This window comes from Vreelandella neptunia (genome assembly GCF_022489065.1).
GTDB lineage: Bacteria > Pseudomonadota > Gammaproteobacteria > Pseudomonadales > Halomonadaceae > Vreelandella > Vreelandella neptunia_A.
In genome coordinates this window covers 41163-58843 of record NZ_JAKVTW010000021.1, presented here as the reverse complement: position 1 = coordinate 58843, position 17681 = coordinate 41163, and the positions used below count along the sequence as shown (strand labels likewise).

Annotated in this window: 18 protein-coding genes; 6 read left to right on the top strand and 12 right to left on the bottom strand. The window is 53.0% G+C overall.

What is annotated here, in order from left to right; all coding sequences use genetic code 11:
- Nucleotides 1-398: 398 nt before the first annotated feature.
- Complete coding sequence (locus MLE19_RS20165; RefSeq protein ID WP_240719976.1) at nt 399-710, bottom strand: hypothetical protein; 312 nt, start codon at nt 708-710, stop codon at nt 399-401.
- 119 nt (nt 711-829) lie between these two features.
- Nucleotides 830-1567, bottom strand: a complete 738-nt coding sequence (locus MLE19_RS20160; RefSeq protein ID WP_276322516.1) for an alpha/beta fold hydrolase — start codon at nt 1565-1567, stop codon at nt 830-832.
- Between the two features lie 343 nt (nt 1568-1910).
- On the opposite strand from MLE19_RS20160, the gene MLE19_RS20155 reads away from it, so the two are divergent.
- On the top strand, nt 1911-2132 hold the full coding sequence (locus tag MLE19_RS20155) for a hypothetical protein (RefSeq protein WP_240719973.1): 222 nt from the start codon (nt 1911-1913) through the stop codon (nt 2130-2132).
- A gap of 429 nt (nt 2133-2561) precedes the next feature.
- Here the strand turns inward: MLE19_RS20155 and MLE19_RS20150 are convergent, their stop codons facing one another.
- Nucleotides 2562-2840, bottom strand: coding sequence for a hypothetical protein (locus MLE19_RS20150; RefSeq protein WP_240719971.1), 279 nt, complete (start codon nt 2838-2840; stop codon nt 2562-2564).
- 723 nt (nt 2841-3563) lie between these two features.
- Complete coding sequence (locus tag MLE19_RS20145; protein ID WP_240719969.1) at nt 3564-4448, bottom strand: DMT family transporter; 885 nt, start codon at nt 4446-4448, stop codon at nt 3564-3566.
- Nucleotides 4449-4867: 419 nt separating this feature from the next.
- Here MLE19_RS20145 and MLE19_RS20140 point away from each other — a divergent pair, with 419 nt between their 5' ends.
- Nucleotides 4868-5134, top strand: a complete 267-nt coding sequence (locus tag MLE19_RS20140) for a hypothetical protein (RefSeq protein ID WP_240719967.1) — start codon at nt 4868-4870, stop codon at nt 5132-5134.
- 236 nt (nt 5135-5370) lie between these two features.
- On the opposite strand, the gene MLE19_RS23250 is transcribed toward MLE19_RS20140, so the two are convergent.
- The 7 genes from MLE19_RS23250 to MLE19_RS20110 form a co-directional block, all read right to left on the bottom strand.
- Nucleotides 5371-5583 (bottom strand): antitoxin Xre/MbcA/ParS toxin-binding domain-containing protein, encoded by a 213-nt coding sequence (locus MLE19_RS23250; RefSeq protein WP_035581718.1) that lies wholly within the window; start codon nt 5581-5583, stop codon nt 5371-5373.
- A 74-nt stretch (nt 5584-5657) separates the two neighbouring features.
- Nucleotides 5658-5879 carry a BPSL0761 family protein gene (locus tag MLE19_RS20135; protein ID WP_035581716.1) on the bottom strand — a complete coding sequence of 74 codons (222 nt, stop codon included), beginning with the start codon at nt 5877-5879 and terminating at the stop codon, nt 5658-5660.
- A gap of 348 nt (nt 5880-6227) precedes the next feature.
- Entirely contained in the window at nt 6228-7808 is a 1581-nt protein-coding gene (locus tag MLE19_RS20130) for an aldehyde dehydrogenase (NADP(+)) (protein ID WP_240719965.1), read from the bottom strand.
- A 24-nt stretch (nt 7809-7832) separates the two neighbouring features.
- Nucleotides 7833-8822 carry an AraD1 family protein gene (gene araD1 / locus MLE19_RS20125; protein WP_240719963.1) on the bottom strand — a complete coding sequence of 330 codons (990 nt, stop codon included), beginning with the start codon at nt 8820-8822 and terminating at the stop codon, nt 7833-7835.
- Nucleotides 8823-8836: 14 nt separating this feature from the next.
- On the bottom strand, nt 8837-10099 hold the full coding sequence (locus tag MLE19_RS20120; RefSeq protein ID WP_035581708.1) for a TRAP transporter large permease: 1263 nt from the start codon (nt 10097-10099) through the stop codon (nt 8837-8839).
- A gap of 7 nt (nt 10100-10106) precedes the next feature.
- Nucleotides 10107-10610, bottom strand: a complete 504-nt coding sequence (locus MLE19_RS20115) for a TRAP transporter small permease (RefSeq protein WP_240719961.1) — start codon at nt 10608-10610, stop codon at nt 10107-10109.
- 73 nt (nt 10611-10683) lie between these two features.
- Nucleotides 10684-11700 (bottom strand): TRAP transporter substrate-binding protein, encoded by a 1017-nt coding sequence (locus tag MLE19_RS20110; RefSeq protein WP_240719959.1) that lies wholly within the window; start codon nt 11698-11700, stop codon nt 10684-10686.
- 186 nt (nt 11701-11886) lie between these two features.
- On the opposite strand from MLE19_RS20110, the gene MLE19_RS20105 reads away from it, so the two are divergent.
- The 3 genes from MLE19_RS20105 (at nt 11887) to MLE19_RS20095 (ending at nt 15290) form a co-directional block, all read left to right on the top strand.
- Nucleotides 11887-13416 carry a UxaA family hydrolase gene (locus MLE19_RS20105; RefSeq protein ID WP_240719957.1) on the top strand — a complete coding sequence of 510 codons (1530 nt, stop codon included), beginning with the start codon at nt 11887-11889 and terminating at the stop codon, nt 13414-13416.
- A 496-nt stretch (nt 13417-13912) separates the two neighbouring features.
- Nucleotides 13913-14908, top strand: coding sequence for a GntR family transcriptional regulator (locus tag MLE19_RS20100; RefSeq protein ID WP_240719955.1), 996 nt, complete (start codon nt 13913-13915; stop codon nt 14906-14908).
- A 112-nt stretch (nt 14909-15020) separates the two neighbouring features.
- The gene (locus MLE19_RS20095; RefSeq protein WP_240719953.1) at nt 15021-15290 is read left to right on the top strand and encodes a hypothetical protein; all 270 of its coding nucleotides are present in this window, start codon (nt 15021-15023) and stop codon (nt 15288-15290) included.
- A gap of 441 nt (nt 15291-15731) precedes the next feature.
- Here MLE19_RS20095 and MLE19_RS20090 read toward each other — a convergent pair whose 3' ends face one another.
- Nucleotides 15732-16397 (bottom strand): GntR family transcriptional regulator, encoded by a 666-nt coding sequence (locus MLE19_RS20090; protein ID WP_240719951.1) that lies wholly within the window; start codon nt 16395-16397, stop codon nt 15732-15734.
- 140 nt (nt 16398-16537) lie between these two features.
- Here MLE19_RS20090 and MLE19_RS20085 point away from each other — a divergent pair, with 140 nt between their 5' ends.
- Nucleotides 16538-17665, top strand: coding sequence for a sugar ABC transporter substrate-binding protein (locus tag MLE19_RS20085; protein WP_240719949.1), 1128 nt, complete (start codon nt 16538-16540; stop codon nt 17663-17665).
- The last annotated feature ends 16 nt before the right edge of the window (nt 17666-17681 follow it).

Genomic DNA, 17681 nt, shown 5'->3' with positions numbered 1-17681 from the left:
ACGTTTAGCATGCTCAGCGTTCATCCTCCGGCCTGTAGGGTGCGCAGACTATATTTTATAGTAATCAATTTTTGTTAAAACGTGGAAAAGCACTTACTGCCCCGGTTCGAATATCGTCTGTGTCTTTTGATCAACCCCTTTGAAGCCTAGCTATTTGAGGCCGCACGCGCCAAGGCAATCATCAAAGGCACGAACTTCATAGACGAAGCCATCCGGAAGCCCAGAAAACAACGTAGCTTGGGATCGGGATTGATCTGCGACGAAACGTTTCATCGATACCTCCCCGATCTGACCGGGGTGAAAGTAAAGAGGATAGCTACGTTTTACAAAGCCTGGGGCAGGAGCGGACGCTTGATACTAGCTGAATGGGGTAATATGTAGGGAGGTTTATTTCCTTCTTAGTCGCGAAAGTAATCATCCCTCGCCACTAGCCCTAATTCGTCTCTCGCCTTGGTTGAAACTACATCGTCATCTTCGCTGAATAAATTTTGTATGCGACGCTCCTGTTTTAGGTTCGCTAGTGTGAGGAAAAAACAATCCTCACAGAGGTGCAGTTTGTATTGCTCGCCATCATGCTTGGTGCCGTAGCCCCACTGTGCTTGGAGTGTAGCGAATTCAAGCCCACCAGAAGTGACTCGAGTAGAGCAGAGACATAGATCACACTGCACGTCGGTGACGGTTTCAATTTCAACTTTTTCTTTAATTTTCATCGCTATCTCCAGCATCAACCAACCGGTACATTTATCGACGGCATCGAGCAAACCCCTCAGACCAACGACCATCGAAGCGTCGCTGGATCAAATCCGCATACACCGCTCTTGACTATATCTCAGCGTGCGAAGAACTCGAGGATATAACGCGCTGTCTCTTCTGGTGTTTCGTCAGTCACCCAGTGACCGGCATCTCTCACCCAGATCAGCTCGGCGCCCGGAATGGCATCTGCCAGCATGGGGCCATAATCCGGTTTCTGGAAGCTGTCTTTGTCACCCCACAGTACCAGCGTATCGATTTCGATATTCCTGAGATCACCGGCGATGGCCTCAGTGTATTCTTTGTTGAGGCGACGCATGTTGCGAAAGAATGCCGCCTGCCCTTCAACGCTATTCCACGGCGCCACATAGCGCTCTATCATCTCTTCGGTCGCTACTGCCGGGTCATGCACACCACTTGGCATGAAGCCGCGCATGGTGGTGATAAATTCCTCGACACTGGTAGTTTCCTCGACACCCGGTTCCAGCAACTGCTTAAACTCTGGGATTGACCAGGAATCGAAGCATACGCTATCGATCAGTACCTGACGACGCACACGCTCAGGGTGTTTAACGGCCATCAGCTGACCGATGCCACCACCGATATCATGCGACACAATGTCTGCTCGTGCGACACCGAGCGCCTCCATCAACTTGATGAAAATACCGGTTTGGGCATTGATAGAGACATCAGCATCCACCGGCATATCCGACTCACCATAGTTCAACATGTCAGGAGCAATGACACGGTAGTGCTTGGCCAGTTCCGGCATGACATTGCGCCACATCAGCTTGTTAGTCGGGATACCATGAATCAACTATAGCGGCTGGCCTTCACCCATTTCCTTGTAAGCTATGCGATGTCCTTCGATCATCGCATAGCGTGTTTGTAGAGCTTCCATTGTATTGATGTCGTTGCTCATATTGACCTCTTCTATCAAAAATAGCAGTGAGTCACTGCAAGGTCATCTTTCCTGACATAACACTAGCGCTGTGAAAGTGAGGGCACTTTACGCATTAATGAGTGATCACTAAAAATGCGCTCTAATAGTGCCAATCAATTGCAGGAAAACGCCCATGGCCCGTATTATTAACCGCACTTTGCTCGATTTAAACCGCCTGACAATCAATCTCGTGACCTACCCCTAAGGCCACAGTGTTATGCGTCATAACGACCCGGTGAGCAGCGGCAGCTACTACAAACTAAATCTTGTCCTGAAGGAGCCACAGCAAGGTGGCGTTTTCGAAACCGATCGTGTCATCTTTTCTCTCTTCAACCGTATGGTACTTTTCCGGCCCGACCTCTACGATCATAGCGTCAGCCGCATAGAACGTGGCAAGCGGATACTGTTGAGCATCGCTTTGCATTTCCCGTGGCGCTAGGCTAAGCCTGTAAGCGAGTGACCGCTCAAGAAAAAATTAAATGTTTATTTAAGTGCGCCGCGGTGTTGTACCGTGGTACCGAACAAACTGGAACTGACCATGGCCCACGCGACAATTAAAAATCGGCAAGACTCTCTGGAACGAGCCCAGCAGCTGTTCTGGAAAAAAGCGAATTCTCTTTGAATATTTAGGTAGCAAATTAGTGCGTACGAATTATTTAAAATAATATGGGTTATGAGGGGATGCTAAATGCGAATAGGCCCCTTGCGAAACGGGGTCTATAAAATAGGGTTTTACTTATAATCATTTGATTTTGAAATATTTTTATATCAGCTTCATACGTGCCAAAAAAACCCACCTCGCGGTGGGATTAATGGCACGTATGAAGCTGAGCTCCGCTGTGTTTCAAACAGCAGCGCTCATCTGCTTTCAAGAGGCATTACGATCCGGCAGTTCAGATGCTGCAAACTGGTCATCGTTGCTAGTTGAGTAATGCAATTCAGAGCTAGGCTCGATAACAGCGTTTTTGGCAGCGTCGCCGTTCACAAGCGTCAAATCAGCTGGGGCAATGCGCAAATTTTCGGTACTGTAGTTTGCAGAAGTGCTTGCATGAACGATTTCATTAAGCTCACCCGCACCCTTTTCCGCTAGAGCAGCAGTAGACGTTAATGTGATGGCAATTGCAGAAATAAGCGTAACTTTTTTCATGGTTGATACTCTCTTTAATTTACGGATCCAATGATCAGATCGTTATGGCGTGCTGCATCAGTAAGTGCGCTAATATTAACTGCGCAAAATAAATAAAAAAATTGATTAAAAGTACTGTTTATATTCGTTTTTATCGAATTATTTAAAGTTGCTGTTTTTGAACAGACCTGCCAACGGTTATATCCATAATTTTCATTACACTAGCGAAGATCTTCTAAATTGCCACAAAGCGGCGACGCTAATTTTCGCTGAGCGCGTACCTCAACAAATAGCGCATCATCACCGTGTCAAAGCTCACTGGCAAAGTAGTCATACGTGTATGGGCTCAGCCCGGAAAGCAAACGCCCTAGTCACATGAAAATTCATCTGTTTTATCGGTTAGGGATTGGTTTGGTATGACAGTTAGTCCGATTACCCTCAAGGCTGCTTGGCTAAGCACTCTGCCTCAGGACGCTGGTTAAAAATTCAAGATAATGGGGAAATAATCTTGAGTCTTGGTCAATAGGCGTGAATAAATGACGTTATTTTCGCCTGAAAAATACTTTTCGTGTATCTCATATGTCTACGGCCCTCTGTCGCTGTCAGCAGAGCGCCTTCTGAGTATGGGAGGTGTGCGCGATGGCCCACGTTGTTACCGAGTAGGCCAGTTGAGCGCTAGATCTCCCTTGTCAACAGGTGATGCCAGCCGCTCATGCCAGTGAACCACAGGCCCAAAAATAGCCGTTACTCGTTCCGCTGGCTTAGGCGTGCTTGGATGATACCGCTAGCCAGTATCAAAGCGCCGCCGCTCAGCTGCAACGGCGACAAGGCTTCGCCGAATAGGCTCCAGCCGAAAAGTACCACTGCCAGCGGCTCGCAGTAGGCCAGGGTGCCGTAAAGTGCGGTGGGAAGACGGTGTATCGCCAACACGGCAAACAGCAGCGCGACAAAGCCCGGCACCAGGCCCGCCCCCAGCAGCCACGGCCACTGCCAAGGCGCGGCGCTTAACCCCTCGGGTTTAATCAGGGCGAAGGGTAAAATTGCCAGCGCGCCGAACAGTAGCTGCCAGAAGGCACCGGTATGGCCGTTATGACGCGGCGGCAAGCCGCGATTGGTCAAAATAAAGCCGCTGTAGGCAAGCATCGCCAGCAGTGCAAATCCTAGTCCTGTGGCGTCACTGCCGTTGTCTAGCTTTAGCTGAAACTCCTGCATCATTGCAAAGCCAAATAGTGCTGTGGCTATGCAGCCGAGTTGCGCGCGCCTCAGGCGCTCATGAAAGACAAAATGCGCTATTACCGCGGAAAACACCGGCGCTAAATACACCACCATAATGGCGTTGGCCATCTGTGTGTAGTTCATCGCCTGCACGTAAAACAGGATAAATGACGCTAGCAAACCGCCGGTGATTACTACTCCCCAGCCAGGAGCGTGGCGTAGATGTTGGCCGCGGCGGGTAATGATCAGGTAAAGCAGCAAAAAGCCCGCGCCCAGACCTAGTCGGTAGAACGTGATGCTTTCCGCGCCGAGCTGGGTAATGCGCGAAATCACCCCGATGGTCGCCATGCCCACGGCGGCGGCAACGGCAAGTAGTAAGCTAGATAACGGCACGATGGTAGAGCGAGAGGGCATGACGGCAACCAGGTGGGAAAAGAAAAGCAGGAGATGCTACCGCTTTCGATATTGTTCTGCCTTCAGTAAAGCGACTAATCTTGAATTCAGGGTTGTAAGCGGGACTATTTCACGTTTTTATGGAGAATAAATGTCATAACCTATGATATTTGCAATTTATTTGAAACGTGACTCGGTGAAAATAGCTGGGCAATGGATGCTCACCAAAAAGGAAACTAGGCACGGAACGCTCTATGACGCCATGGATGCATAAGCAGGATGCTTATGAGAGCTTGCTAGGATAGCGATGATTGAAATTGCCCGCCCCTTAGGGGGCGGGCTTTTCTTTGCCTGCATCAAAAAAACGTGTACTTTCGACGTCACCCCTTGATTGAATAGCGCTACACTTTAGAGCCCGAGCCTACGTATGGAGAGTAGCCATGATGCGACACGAGAACATCCTCGCAGGCTTGGGCGGCATGGGATTAGATGAGGCTATAAAGGACACCCGCGACGCACTTGACCAGCAATGGCAACCCTCACAGTTGAGTGTGGCCACTGCTAACGTCAACATATGCCTGACGCAGGAAGAGCGGTTTGCAATAGGGAAGGTAATTCGTGAAATGTTGAAAGATCGATTATCGGTACTGGAAAACGAATCAGATTGCTCAGACCTCGTACGCAATTATCCTTTCAAAGATAATTGAAGGTAATTCAATAAGCTTATGATATTAAGGTATTTAATGATTTAGTAATTGGTCGGTTGGCCAGAATTAGAAAAGGTGGTGCAACATTGGGTGGTAACACTCTGAAAATCGAATAGGCATCTTTCGAGTAATGGCGTACAGACATCAATAGCGAGCCTGAACAATTATTCAACTTCTTGAGCAGAATTAATAGAAGGGGCTAAAAACCACGATCAAGTCACCGCAGAATGGCGAGGTTATGTGTAAACGCCTCTGTCTATCCTCTTAATCAGATCCAGCACCTGCTGACCGTCTACCTGCATGACATCAATGGGACGCTGCCAACTAAGCCCTATAGCTTCACTGTGTAACCACTTGTCCGCTGCTGTTCGATCCCCACCAAACAGCGCTATAGCCGCCCTCCAGATGACGATTGTACTTTCCTGTTTTGAGTCATCAGTACTAAGCATATCTCTTCACCTCTAGTAAATTCTTGAGGAATCAAATTTTAGATGAGTCACGGCAGTATAGGTTTTGTATTCACTTATTCTTCTTTGCTAGACAGCATAGGATGAAAAATAGTCCCTGACGTAAGTTTTTCTTCTAACTCGCCAGCCATAAGCACTTCTCTACGGCTTGGGTAATGGCGCAGCAAGCGTCGGGCCTCTTGTCGCTTCTCATCAGGAAGGTATTTATCCTTGCTCAGTTCAATCAGAAAGGCTTCAGTCTGGATAATTGCACGTGTCCGTTCATAAGGTAGCGTCATTAGACTTCTCTCATTGTTTCTAGAAGCGATTGGATTGAGTATATCTCACTAAATCGCCCCGAGTATTCTAGGCACTTGTTAGGCTCTTTTAGACTGCCCTGTGTTCTCCGGACACTTCTAGCCTAACGGGTGTCTAGAATATCCGGTGCGATTCAAGCTTGGAAATGCCATTAACGGCATCGCTGAAATGACTAGACCTTCCCGCGTCAGGCAGACTGCCACGGGAAGGTCTAATGGTCAGCTTATTGAGAATAGGCTTAACTGACTTACACTACTCCATTTTCCTGCGTTGAACGCTGGCAAACAAAGTGCTTTGATCAAGCCTCTACTCTAACGCTGCATCTCGCTTTAGGCTTCGCGCTGACCGTCGACCAAGCGGCTGACGCCAGCCGGGTTGCCGTCCCTGATGGCCTCGGGCAGCAGACCTTGGGGCAGGTTCTGGTAGCACACCGGACGCAGAAAGCGATGCATCGCGGCGCTGCCCACCGAGGTGGTACGCGAGTCCGAGGTGGCAGGGTAAGGGCCACCGTGAACCATGGCGTGGCAGACCTCGACCCCGGTGGGCCAACCGTTGGCCATCACCCGGCCAGCGCGACGTTCGAGCACCGGCAGCAGGATGCGGGCAGTGTCGATGTCGCCATCGTCCATCTGAAGGGTGGCGGTCAGCTGACCTTCCAGTCCTTCGGCCAGCGCCTTGACCTCGTCGAGATCGGCGCACTTGACCACCAGGGAGGTAGAGCCGAATACCTCGGCCTGGAGCGCCTCGTCATTGAGGAAGTCGCTCGCTTTGGCCACGAACAGTCCAGCCTGACACTGGTTCGGGCCGTCGCCAGCGAGGCCGCGGGCCACTTCACGGGCCTTGTCGCTGTCGGCGAGGGTGGCCACGCCCTTGCAGTAGGCATCAAAGATTCCCGGCGTCAGCATTGTCTGGGCGCCCGCGCCCTTGACCGCCTCGGCGGCGGCAGCGATGAATCCGTCCAGCTCCTCGCCCTCGATGGCGATCACCAGCCCCGGGTTGGTGCAAAACTGGCCTGCGCCCATGGTCAGGGAGCCGACGAAGGCCTCGCCTAGTGCCTTGCCGCGGGCCTTGAGCGCCTCGGGCATCAGGAACACCGGGTTGATCGAGCTCATCTCGGCGTACACCGGGATTGGCTCGGGACGCGCCTGGGCGGTCTGTATAAGCGCGGTGCCTCCACTGCGAGAGCCGGTGAAGCCCACCGCCTTGATCCGTGGATCGCTGACCAGGCCCTGACCGATCTCGCGGCCGGAGCCGAAGAGCAGCGAGAACACGCCTTCAGGCAGCTCGCAGCGCGCCACCGCTTTCTGCACCGCGCGACCGACCAGCTCGGAGGTGCCGGGGTGGGCGGAGTGGGCCTTGACCACCACCGGGCAGCCGGCGGCCAGCGCCGAGGCGGTGTCGCCACCGGCCACCGAGAACGCCAGCGGGAAGTTGGAAGCACCGAACACCGCCACCGGTCCCAGGGCGATGTGGCGCTGGCGCAGATCGACGCGAGGCATCGGCTCGCGTTCCGTCAAGGCCGGGTCGTGGCGCACGTCGAGCCATTCACCGGCACGAACCACCGTGGCGAACAGTCTGAGCTGACCGCAGGTGCGGCTGCGCTCGCCGGCGATCCGTGCCTGGGGCAGCCCGGATTCTGCCATGGCGCGCTCAATCAGGGCGTCGCCCAGGGCCTCAATCTCGTCGGCGATGGTCTCGAGGAACGTCGCCCGCGCCTCGAGACCGGTCTCGCGGTAACGGTCGAAGGCGGCCCAGGCCAGTTCACAGGCGCGCTCGACCTCAGCCCTAGAGCCCGCCGGGTAGCCGGGCACCAGGGTTTCGCCGGTGGCCGGGTTGATAGCGTGGATGGGCTCTCCCTTGGCCGCGATGGCCTGGCTGCCGATCAGTTGCTTGCCTTCCAATGCGTACATCAACAATCTCCTTCAATTCTCGTTTTACAGCGTCTCGATGGTCGGCTTCGCCGCGGGGGTACGCTTCAGCACGTTGCTCAGTGGGCGAGTCATGATGTCGCATTCGATGCGCATCTCATCACCATCTTCGAGTGCGATTCCGTCACCAAAGCTCAATACCGCAGCACCAAAGAAGTGGATATGTAGCTGATTGGGCTGACAGAACGTTGCGTATTTGAAATGGTGATATTCAAGGTTGCTCACCGAGTGGCACATGTGCTTTTCACCGCTCATGAAAGCGCGCTGCCACAGCTGATCGCCATTGCGATGCAAGGAGACACTTCCCTCGACCTCTTCCGGTAGATCACCAACGAAGATTTCAGGACCGATGCTGCAGTCACGCAACTTGGAATGAGCCAAGTACAGATAGTTCTGCTTTTCTGTCACATGATCGGAAAATTCGTTGGCCAGGGAGAAGCCAACTCTGTAGATGCGTCCCTCGTCATTGACAATATAGATGCCTGCAAGCTCGGCCTCTTCGCCACCATCCAGGGCAAAGTCCGGCATGGTGATCTCGGCGAAGGGAGCACGCAGGGTATGCCCAGTGCCTTTGTAGAACCATTCTGGTTGTGCACCCACCTCATCGGATGTGGGCTTTCCGCCAGCAACGCCAAGGTCGAACATGCGCTGTGTATCGGTCGGCTGAGCCGTCTTGGGCTCGGCTTTCTCTGCTGCGTGCATCTGGCTACGGGGCGCTGCGCTGCCAAGGTGGGTCAGGCCGGTACCGGTCAGCAGCAAATTGGCAGGCTCGGGGTGGGTGATCGGCGCGCGAAGGCGTCCATCGCGGATGGCAGTGTCGTAGGACATGATGTCACTCGTGCGAAAATCCGCCAACGACTCGACGAGCTTGTTGCCGCTGTTCGCGGCCTGAAGTGCAATGGTGTAGAGAGGCTGCGATAGCAGTTCGAGTTCATCGCCGTTGACGACAGCAGCCACGACCTCATTACCATTATTTTCCACTTGTACAATATGCATGGATGTCGACCTTGTTAGTTAATGAATGCCAGGGACAAGCCGGGAACGTAAGTGATCACCAGAAGGGCCAGCAGCAGCACCAGGAAGAACGGCAGAGAAGAGCGCAGGAATTGCAGCGTGCTCAACTTGGCAATGTTGCAGCTTACGAACATCAGGACGCCTAGCGGCGGGGTAATCTGTCCAATCAGCAGGTTGAACAGCATGATGATGCCGAAATGGACAAGACTGATATCCAGAGCATTCAGCAGAGGAATTAGTATCGGCACGAGGACGATGATTACGGCGATGGTTTCCATGAACATGCCAATGACCAGCAACGCCAGGTTCAGCAGCAGCAGAACCATCAGGGGGTCATCCGTCAGCCCGGTGATCCATGTGACCACTTCCTGAGGCGCTTGCAATATGCTCAGCGACCAGGCCAGAGGAGCCGAAGCAGCGATAATGATCAAGATGGAAGCCGCCTCACGTGACGTGGAGACGAGCAGCTCTCCCATGTCCTTCCAGCTCAATGTTCTGTAAACAAACTTCCCTACGAAGAAGGAGTACGCAACGGCGACCGCGGCAACTTCGGTGACGGTGAAGATGCCCATGCGGAACCCGACGATAATCAATACGGGCATGAGCAACGCCCATACCGACTTCTTGAAGTAGCTGACCACGCGAGAACGTTGGAAACCTTCATCCTTCGGGTATTGCTTGACGATGCTGATGCCGGTGATGAGAAGGGTCAGCAGGAAGGCGATCAGCAGCCCAGGAAGGATGCCTGCAATGAAAAGATCGCCAATGGAAATATTGGCCTGCCAGCCATAAACGACCATCAGTATCGAAGGGGGAATGATAGGAGACAGCGTGGCAGAAGAGGCCGTGAGAGCAACTGAAAATCCACGATCATAGCCATTGCGTTCCATTTGAGGAACCATGACCCGTGTCGTCGCGGCGCAGTCGGCAAGAGAAGAACCGGAGATGCCGGCCATCAGAACGCTGGACAGGACGTTGACGTGGGCAAGTCCGCCTCTCAGGTGGCCGACCAGGGATCTGGTGAAATCGAAAAGCCTTTCGCTGATACCACTCTTGTTCATGATGCCGCCGGCGAGCATGAAAAGAGGTATGGCCAGCAACGGAAAGGACTCGACCCCGGAAGACACCCGTTGCGCCAGTACATTCAGCGGAATATCCAGAGAGATGATGGATATCACGGAGGCGCCTAGCATCGCCAGAGCAATTGGCATACCAAGAAGAATCAAGGAAAACAGTACGGCGAGTATAATAATCAGCATTTCACACCTATACATTTTCCATATCTGTTTCGAACGCATTGAAAGAGCGTTCCACGATAGCGTTCGCAATTAAGTGAAAAGCGCTGAATATAAAGAACAGCGGCATTGCATAAGCGAACCAGGCAAGGGATATACCTAATATCGGAGATGTACTGCTGACCACCGTTTGGCAGTACTCGTATCCAAGAAACGCCATGGTGCCAAGGATGGCAATGGAGATGAGCAGAACCAGTGTATGAACGACGCTTCTCACGCTGCTCGGCATGGCAGATACCACTGAATCCACGGTAATATGCTGTTTCTCAGCGAAAGCCACACTAGTGCCCACAAATGTCAACCAGACGATCAGCAGTTTCGACACACTTTCGCTCCATACGAAAGGAGCGCCAAGGAGGTATCGAAACGCCACTCCCAACGTGAGAAGCAGCGCCATCACACCCAGAATTACACCGATGGTCACCTTCTCTGTTGTAAGCAAACCACTGTTCACTTTCACAAGAAAACTAGTCATGTTTCACCATTAACCAATCGCCGCCTTGCCCTTGGCGACAAGCCAGCGAGACAAGGCGGAAAGATGGCAGTATTTAGTTGCGGTAGTCTTCAATCGCTGTCATTACACGGCGATAGTCTTCTTCACCCCAGCGATCGACCAGGTTTTCCCTGGCTTGCTCGGAGGCTTGCTCGAAGGACGCACGATCAATGTCTTCGATAACATTGATCTGGCCGCCAGCACGAAGCTCTTCAAGCATGGAGGCTTCACGCTCGGTCTGCAGCTCATAGTTCTCCTGGGCCAGCTCTTGAACTACTTCCCGGAGAATCTCTTGGTTGCTGTCCGATAGGGACTCGAACTTCTGAGAGTTCATCAGCACAACCTGGCTTTGCAGCATGTGCTTGCTCATGACCAGTTGATCCTGAACTTCATAGAACTTGCGAGAATAGATGGTGGGAATCGGATTTTCCTGACCATCGACAGTACCCTGCTGCAGCGCCAAGTAGACCTCACTGAAAGGGATCGGGGTCGGGGAGGCATCGAACGCCTTCACCATTTCTACCCAGGCCGGCGACTCAGGCACGCGAACCTTGAGCCCCTTCATGTCTTCGACGCTATGGACTTCATCACCATTGAAGGTGAGGTTGCGCCAACCCCAGTACCAGGTCTTTGCCAGAGGAACCAGATTGTGTTGCTCCTTCAGCTCATCGAAGATCGGCTGATAGGCTTCCCCTTCCAGAATATGACGTGCTTCATCCCAGCTTTGGAAAATGAAAGGCGCGTTTGAAATTTCCATGGCCGGGAGAAGCGTGCTGGCGCCGGAATAGCCCGGTACAACGATATCGACGGAACCATTCTTTGACTGTTGGAGCAGCTGTACTTCTGATCCAAGCTGTTCACTCGGGAATACCTGAATCTTGAGCTCACCATTGGTTCGTTCTTCTACCCGATCGCCTAAAGTATTCAGCAGTTCGTAACTAGCTTCGCCAGGGTTGAAGGTGTGTGCGAGGCGCAGCGAGGTCGCTGCCTGGGCGTTGGCCGCGGCAACCATCATGGCACCACTTGAAAGCGTAAGGGTCGCAGCCGTCAAAAATGATTTTGCTTTTTTCATGAGTCACCTGTTGTAGCTTTTTTTGATCTGCCCTGGTGAGGGCAACCGGGCAGCATGCGAGGCCAAAGCTAAAGCAAACGTTCATTGTGCGCAATGAACGTTTTGTGATACTATAGTCTAATCGTCATGCTTTCCAAAGCTGATAGGCTTTTTGCCAGTTTGCGATTTCTCCTCCAGAGGCCGTCCATGCAGTTAATCAACAACACGTGCGCTGTCATTCGTTTGAATCCCCAGGACAATGTTGGGGTCGCCGCTCGTGCCCTGCCGCAAGGCATGCCGATTGACGATGACTCCAACCTGTCCTTGCAGAATATTGATGCGGGCCACAAGGTTGCCTTGAAGGCGATAGCTGCTGGCGACAGCATCACCAAATATGGGCAGGTCATCGGCAATGCCAGCTGTGACATAGCCCAGGGTGAGCATGTACATACACATAATGTATCGATGCTCGAGCGCACCACATCCCTGGAAGGGTTTTCTCCAGCGCTGACGACCAGCGCTGAATCCAGCACCAGCCACTTCAATGGTTACCTTCGTTCGGATGGTCAGACCGGTACACGGAACTATATTGGTATCCTTTCCACGGTAAATTGCTCAGCTACGGTCGCGAAAATGGCCGCTGAACAACTAAACGCGTCTGGTGAAGTCGAAGCGCTTGGCTATGATGGTGTCGTCCCGGTGACACATGGCTCAGGCTGTGCCATGAATACCGAAACGGAAGGTTTTGCCTTTCTGGAGAGGGTAATCGCAGGCTATGCAAGACATCCGAACTTCGCCTTTGTTCTGATCATCGGTCTGGGCTGCGAGACAAACCAGGTCAAGCAACTGGTCGAAAAATCGGGATTGTCCGATACATCTCGTCTCTACTATTTCAATATCCAGGACATTGGCGGCACTAGGGCAAGCATTGAACTGGCACGCAACAAGATCCTCGACATGGCGCACAGCCAACCAAGGCCAGTACGTCAACCCAGTCCTTTGAGTAACCTCACCGTAGCCCTCCAGTGTGGTGGATCGGATGGCTACTCCGGGATAACCGCAAACCCGGCGCTCGGGCACGCCGCGGATCTCATCGTCAAGCACGGTGGAAGTGTGATTCTCAGCGAGACTCCTGAAATATATGGAGCCGAGCACCTTCTCCTGGATCGTGCCGTGAGCAAGGAAGTGGCAGGCAAGCTCCTAGACCGTATCGCCTGGTGGAAGCACTACACAGAGATCAATGGTGCAGAGCTCAATAACAACCCTTCTCCGGGAAACAAGGCCGGAGGCCTGTCCACTATATTGGAAAAGTCGCTGGGGGCGGTTGCCAAAGGTGGGTCCACCAGCCTCAATGATGTCCTCGAGTATGCCCAGCCTCGTACTCGATCCGGTTTCAATTTCATGGATAGCCCTGGCTACGATCCGGTATCTGTCACGGGGCAAATTGCTTCTGGATCCAACATGGTCTGCTTCACCACCGGTCGAGGCTCCGTATCCGGTTACAAGCCAGCTCCGTCCATCAAGCTCGCGACTAATACCATCATGTATGAGCGCATGGCCGAAGACATGGACATCAACTGCGGGGTTATCGCTGATGGCACGGCAAGTGTCGAGGAAGTCGGCGAAATGATCTTTGAGAAGATCATAGCAGTTGCGTCAGGAGAATTGAGCGTGAGCGAAACCCTGGGATATGGCAACAATGAATTCGTCCCGTGGATGGTCGGCGCCGTTACCTAGATGATGCCCCGCAGCAGTGGCGATGGCAGCTTACCAGCCTATCGATCCGGCCGGTCGTTTGCAGGATGTCAGGTCAACTACCCGACAAGCTAGTAATGACGACAAACCATCGTCGGCCGGACCTGGGAAGACGCCGCTTGAGGTCGCTCGTCGACGCGCCGTCTTGCCAACGCCTAGCGTAGGTTGTGCTGCCCACCCAGCATTGTCTAGCGACAGGCAGGGTGAAGTGCTGAATCGGTCAGGGGCTGTCTTTCAGGCCGAGAAGTGCACGCTAATATGAAGGTTCGATGGCCTCTGACTGTGTTGGCGAAGCCTACTACCGACCTTTACGGTGACCCGGTAACATGAATAGACACGCTAGTGAGCAGTGACAACCGAAGGCACGGCCTCGCTGCAGGTACTTTCGTTTTCGCCATGTCCCCTTGGCCAGGCGCCTGCCCTGCAAGTAGGACGCTACAAGCAGAAACAGCAAGCGACACGGTATCGGAGAGTCGAAATGGGTACTCTAAAAGATCAGCTCTACCACATATTGGTCGAGAGCATGGAGTGTGGCCACCTTGAAACTGGTCTTGTGCTGCTGGAAAGCAACATTTCTGAGATTTTCAAGTTAAGTCGCTCTCCAGTTCGCCAAACGCTCGCAAGGCTTCACGACGAAGAGAAAATCAGTCGTTTCGACGGAAGAGGATATTTGGTCGGGAACCAACCGAAAGAGGTAATCAGACGACAGATTACCGAGAAGGATTTCTCACTAGCCGGTGGAGAGGTGTCTGTACGGCGCATCGACTCCTGGAGGAAGTTTGCCGAAGAGATTGAGCGTGACATCGTTTATTGCTCGATGCTGGGCCGCATGGAACTAAACGAACTGAAGCTCGCTAAGTCACTTGACGTCAGCCGGACCACCACGCAGAAGATTCTGCTTTATCTACAGTCCCTGGGTTTGGTTGAAAACAATAAATACAGCAGTTGGACGGTGGTACCACTGGATGACGACCGTCTTCACCAACTGTATGCGGCTCGACAGCAGCTTGAACCTTTCATGATCGCTCAAGCCACTGGTCGCCTCCCTGATTCCGATATCAAACGGTACATTGAGCGTCTAGACAGTGCCGAAAACCAATACCCCAATATCCAGGGCAGGCTTCTCGACGAACTGGAAAATGATCTTCATCAGCATGCCATGGTGGCTGGTGGAAACGATGAGGTCGTGACCATGCTGCAACGTACACGTCCCATACTGCTGATTAGCAAGCACCTGCTGGGGGGCAAGATCGACTTTCCCCAAAGTGATCCCTTCTTTGATGAACACCGGGAAGTTTTCAGCTTGATGCTTTTACGAAAGTCAGAACAGGCACGCAAATCCCTATTCAGGCACCTCACGGCGTCTGAGTCGAAGGTGCAACATCGTTTGGAGCAATTTCGAGACAACCCGGAAGTCAAAATTCCGGAGTATTTAGCCCGTATCATTCAAAAGGATGCTGTACGGGCGCGTTGAACCCGATGGCAGTCAGTATCGACTTGCGACAGCAGTATTCGAACGATTGGTAGCCAGTTGACGGGTGCAGTTTCTGAACGCAACACCGTCAATGAGTGGATGATGTAGCCTTATGGTACTTTCGACCATCCCCTATATCCCCAACGACGTTATGGGACTCAAGATCAGCCGGACTCGTCCCTTCGCCGAACTGACCAACGACGAGTTTGAGCATTTGGCAGCCAAAGTCGCCATTGCCGAAAAGCTTGTTATGGATACGGCTCACGAAACTGTCGTACGCTTCCACCAGCACTGGCAGGCCGAGAAGCACCATCTCCCAATAACAAAGCAAGTTCGTGAGGCTATCGAGGCTTATATAAAGAGCCTCCCGATAGCGCAATAAGAAGCGACCACGATCAAGCGCGAAACCATCGGGGTGGTGGAGCTCGGAGGGCCCAAAACCTTACCTGCCGAAAAGGGCTATAGAACGGCTTAGTATTGGCATGACGGCCTTGCGCCACAGCCCATGGTGCGCTCGATATTTTCGAATGTTGCCAGAATATTGCGGCGGTTCGGCGTGTCAGGCGCGGTTTCTTTCAGCAGCATTGAAAAGAGCTGATGCAGTTTGCCGAGTTCTTGAGTCGTTAATCATTACCGTTAGTGCATAGTGAGAACCGTGAACAAGTGACCTTCTATTTCCGTTTTGCGACTCGACCAATTCGGGCCTTCTGGGGCAGGGGGGCGTAGGAAACGACTGTAATCGGACACCTTCGGGCGCAACGTAGTGGAGAATGCACATTCCCGCTTTAGTCTGACCACGGCCCCAACATGACGGGAGGCGGTCTCACTGCCTCTCGCCGATCGCCATACTTATCACAGCATACGCGCTGTCGATATCCGCCTTCAGCGCTACTACGGCAGCCTCGGTATCACGGGAAGAGATTGCTACCAAAAGGTCGCGATGCTGGCTATTTGACACGCGATAGTGCCCCGATGACTGCAAAAGGTGGAACTGCGGCGTTATTCTCAACCATAGCGTCGCGATGATATCGAGAAGTAACGGCGATCCCGCATGCTGGTAGATGGCGAAATGGAACTTGTAGTTTTCATGGATGAATTCCTTAACCCGCCCGGCCTTCTCGGCTTTTTCCATCTCGGCAAGGATTCCGGCCAGCTGATCGATAAAGTCCTCGTCCGCAGCCGCGACCGCCCAACGTAATGCGGTTGTCTCGACCTCGATACGAACCTTACGTAGATCGGCAAGCTCTGCAGGACCTAGCCGGGGCACGCCGACGGATCGCCCGGAGACCACGGTCAATGCTCCGAGCGCCATTAACTGCGAGATCGCCTCGCGGACTGGCATGGGACTCACATCTAGAGCCTTAGCGATACGCGCCACCGTCACTGACTCTCCAGGCACAAAGGCACCTTGGAGAATCAGCTCGCATAATTGCTGATGCACTTGTGACTGCAAGGTCTCATGCTTCAGCGGCATCACTCCTTCAAACATCGATTTCAATCCTTGTTTCTTTGCTCCAATTATACGCCTGCTGCCCCTAAAGTATACCTTTCAATAATTGATCAAAAATCAAAAACTACCTATCTTAAAAAAACGGCTCGTAAGAAGCCGCTTAAACAATAGGAGGTCACATGCTGAATTTGAGTTACAAGGGTGCTGTCTGCGCCGCAGCCGTTGCACTTTACTCGGCGGTGCCAACGCCAGGCCATGCACAAGAGGAGCCCTATGACATTTACCTCTCGATGAGCTACAGCGGGAATGACTGGCAGGCCGAAGCCTCAAACATGATCAAGGCGCTGGCCGCTAGCAGCGACTATGCCGACAAAGCTAATCTGGAGGTGCAAGTGGCTGGCCCCAACACTCAACGCCAGATTCAGCAAATAAACGCAATGGTGCAAGCGGGTGCCGATGCCATTGTGGTTTATCCGATATCACCCACAGCGTTGAATAATGTCGTCAGAAGTGCCTGTGCTCGTGGTGTGGAAATCATTGCCTATGATGGCGAGATTACTGAGCCCTGTGCCTACAACGTTACCATCAACCAGTCCGAGGCGGGCCGAAAGACGGCGGAATGGCTGGTCGATCAGCTTGATGGAGAGGGTGACATTATTCTCGTCAACGGGGTGCCTGGCACGTCGGTCGACACCGCCCGAACGCAGGCTGCCAAGGAGGTTTTTGCGCAGCATGATGGTATTAATGTCATTGGCGAGGCCGATGGTATGTGGAGCCAAGCTGTTGCGCGCACGGAGCTTAACAAGCTTATGTCGACCCGCGATTGGTCTGATGTGGATGGTTTGTGGATGCAGGTTGGCTGCTATACCGCCAACGCTATGCAACTCGAGTCCGGGATCGCCCCCGAGGATGTGGCCCCCTGTGCTGGCGAAGGATCAAATGGTGGGCGCATTCAGATGCTTCCGTTGGGGACGGAGGTCGATGGGGCAGAGTTACCCTACGCCCCATTCGGGGCCCCTCGCATTTCTTACGCTGCGCCTCCTTATTCCGGAGCGATGGCATTTAAGCTTGCCGTAGATATCCTTGAAGGAAAGGAGGTCGACAAGCGGACCGAACTGCCACTACCACTCATTACGAATGAAACGGTTCAACTGTGTGAGACAGGTAGCTGGGATGAGCAGAAAGCGGGCTGCAATGTCTTCAACCCCAGCTTGGTATCGAACCCCGGATGGTTCGCCTCGATCTTTTCCGAAGAGCTACCGCAGTTGGGCTTGGACGCAGCCCTTGAAGGGCAGCCGGAAAACTGAGCCCTTCTGAGCTCCG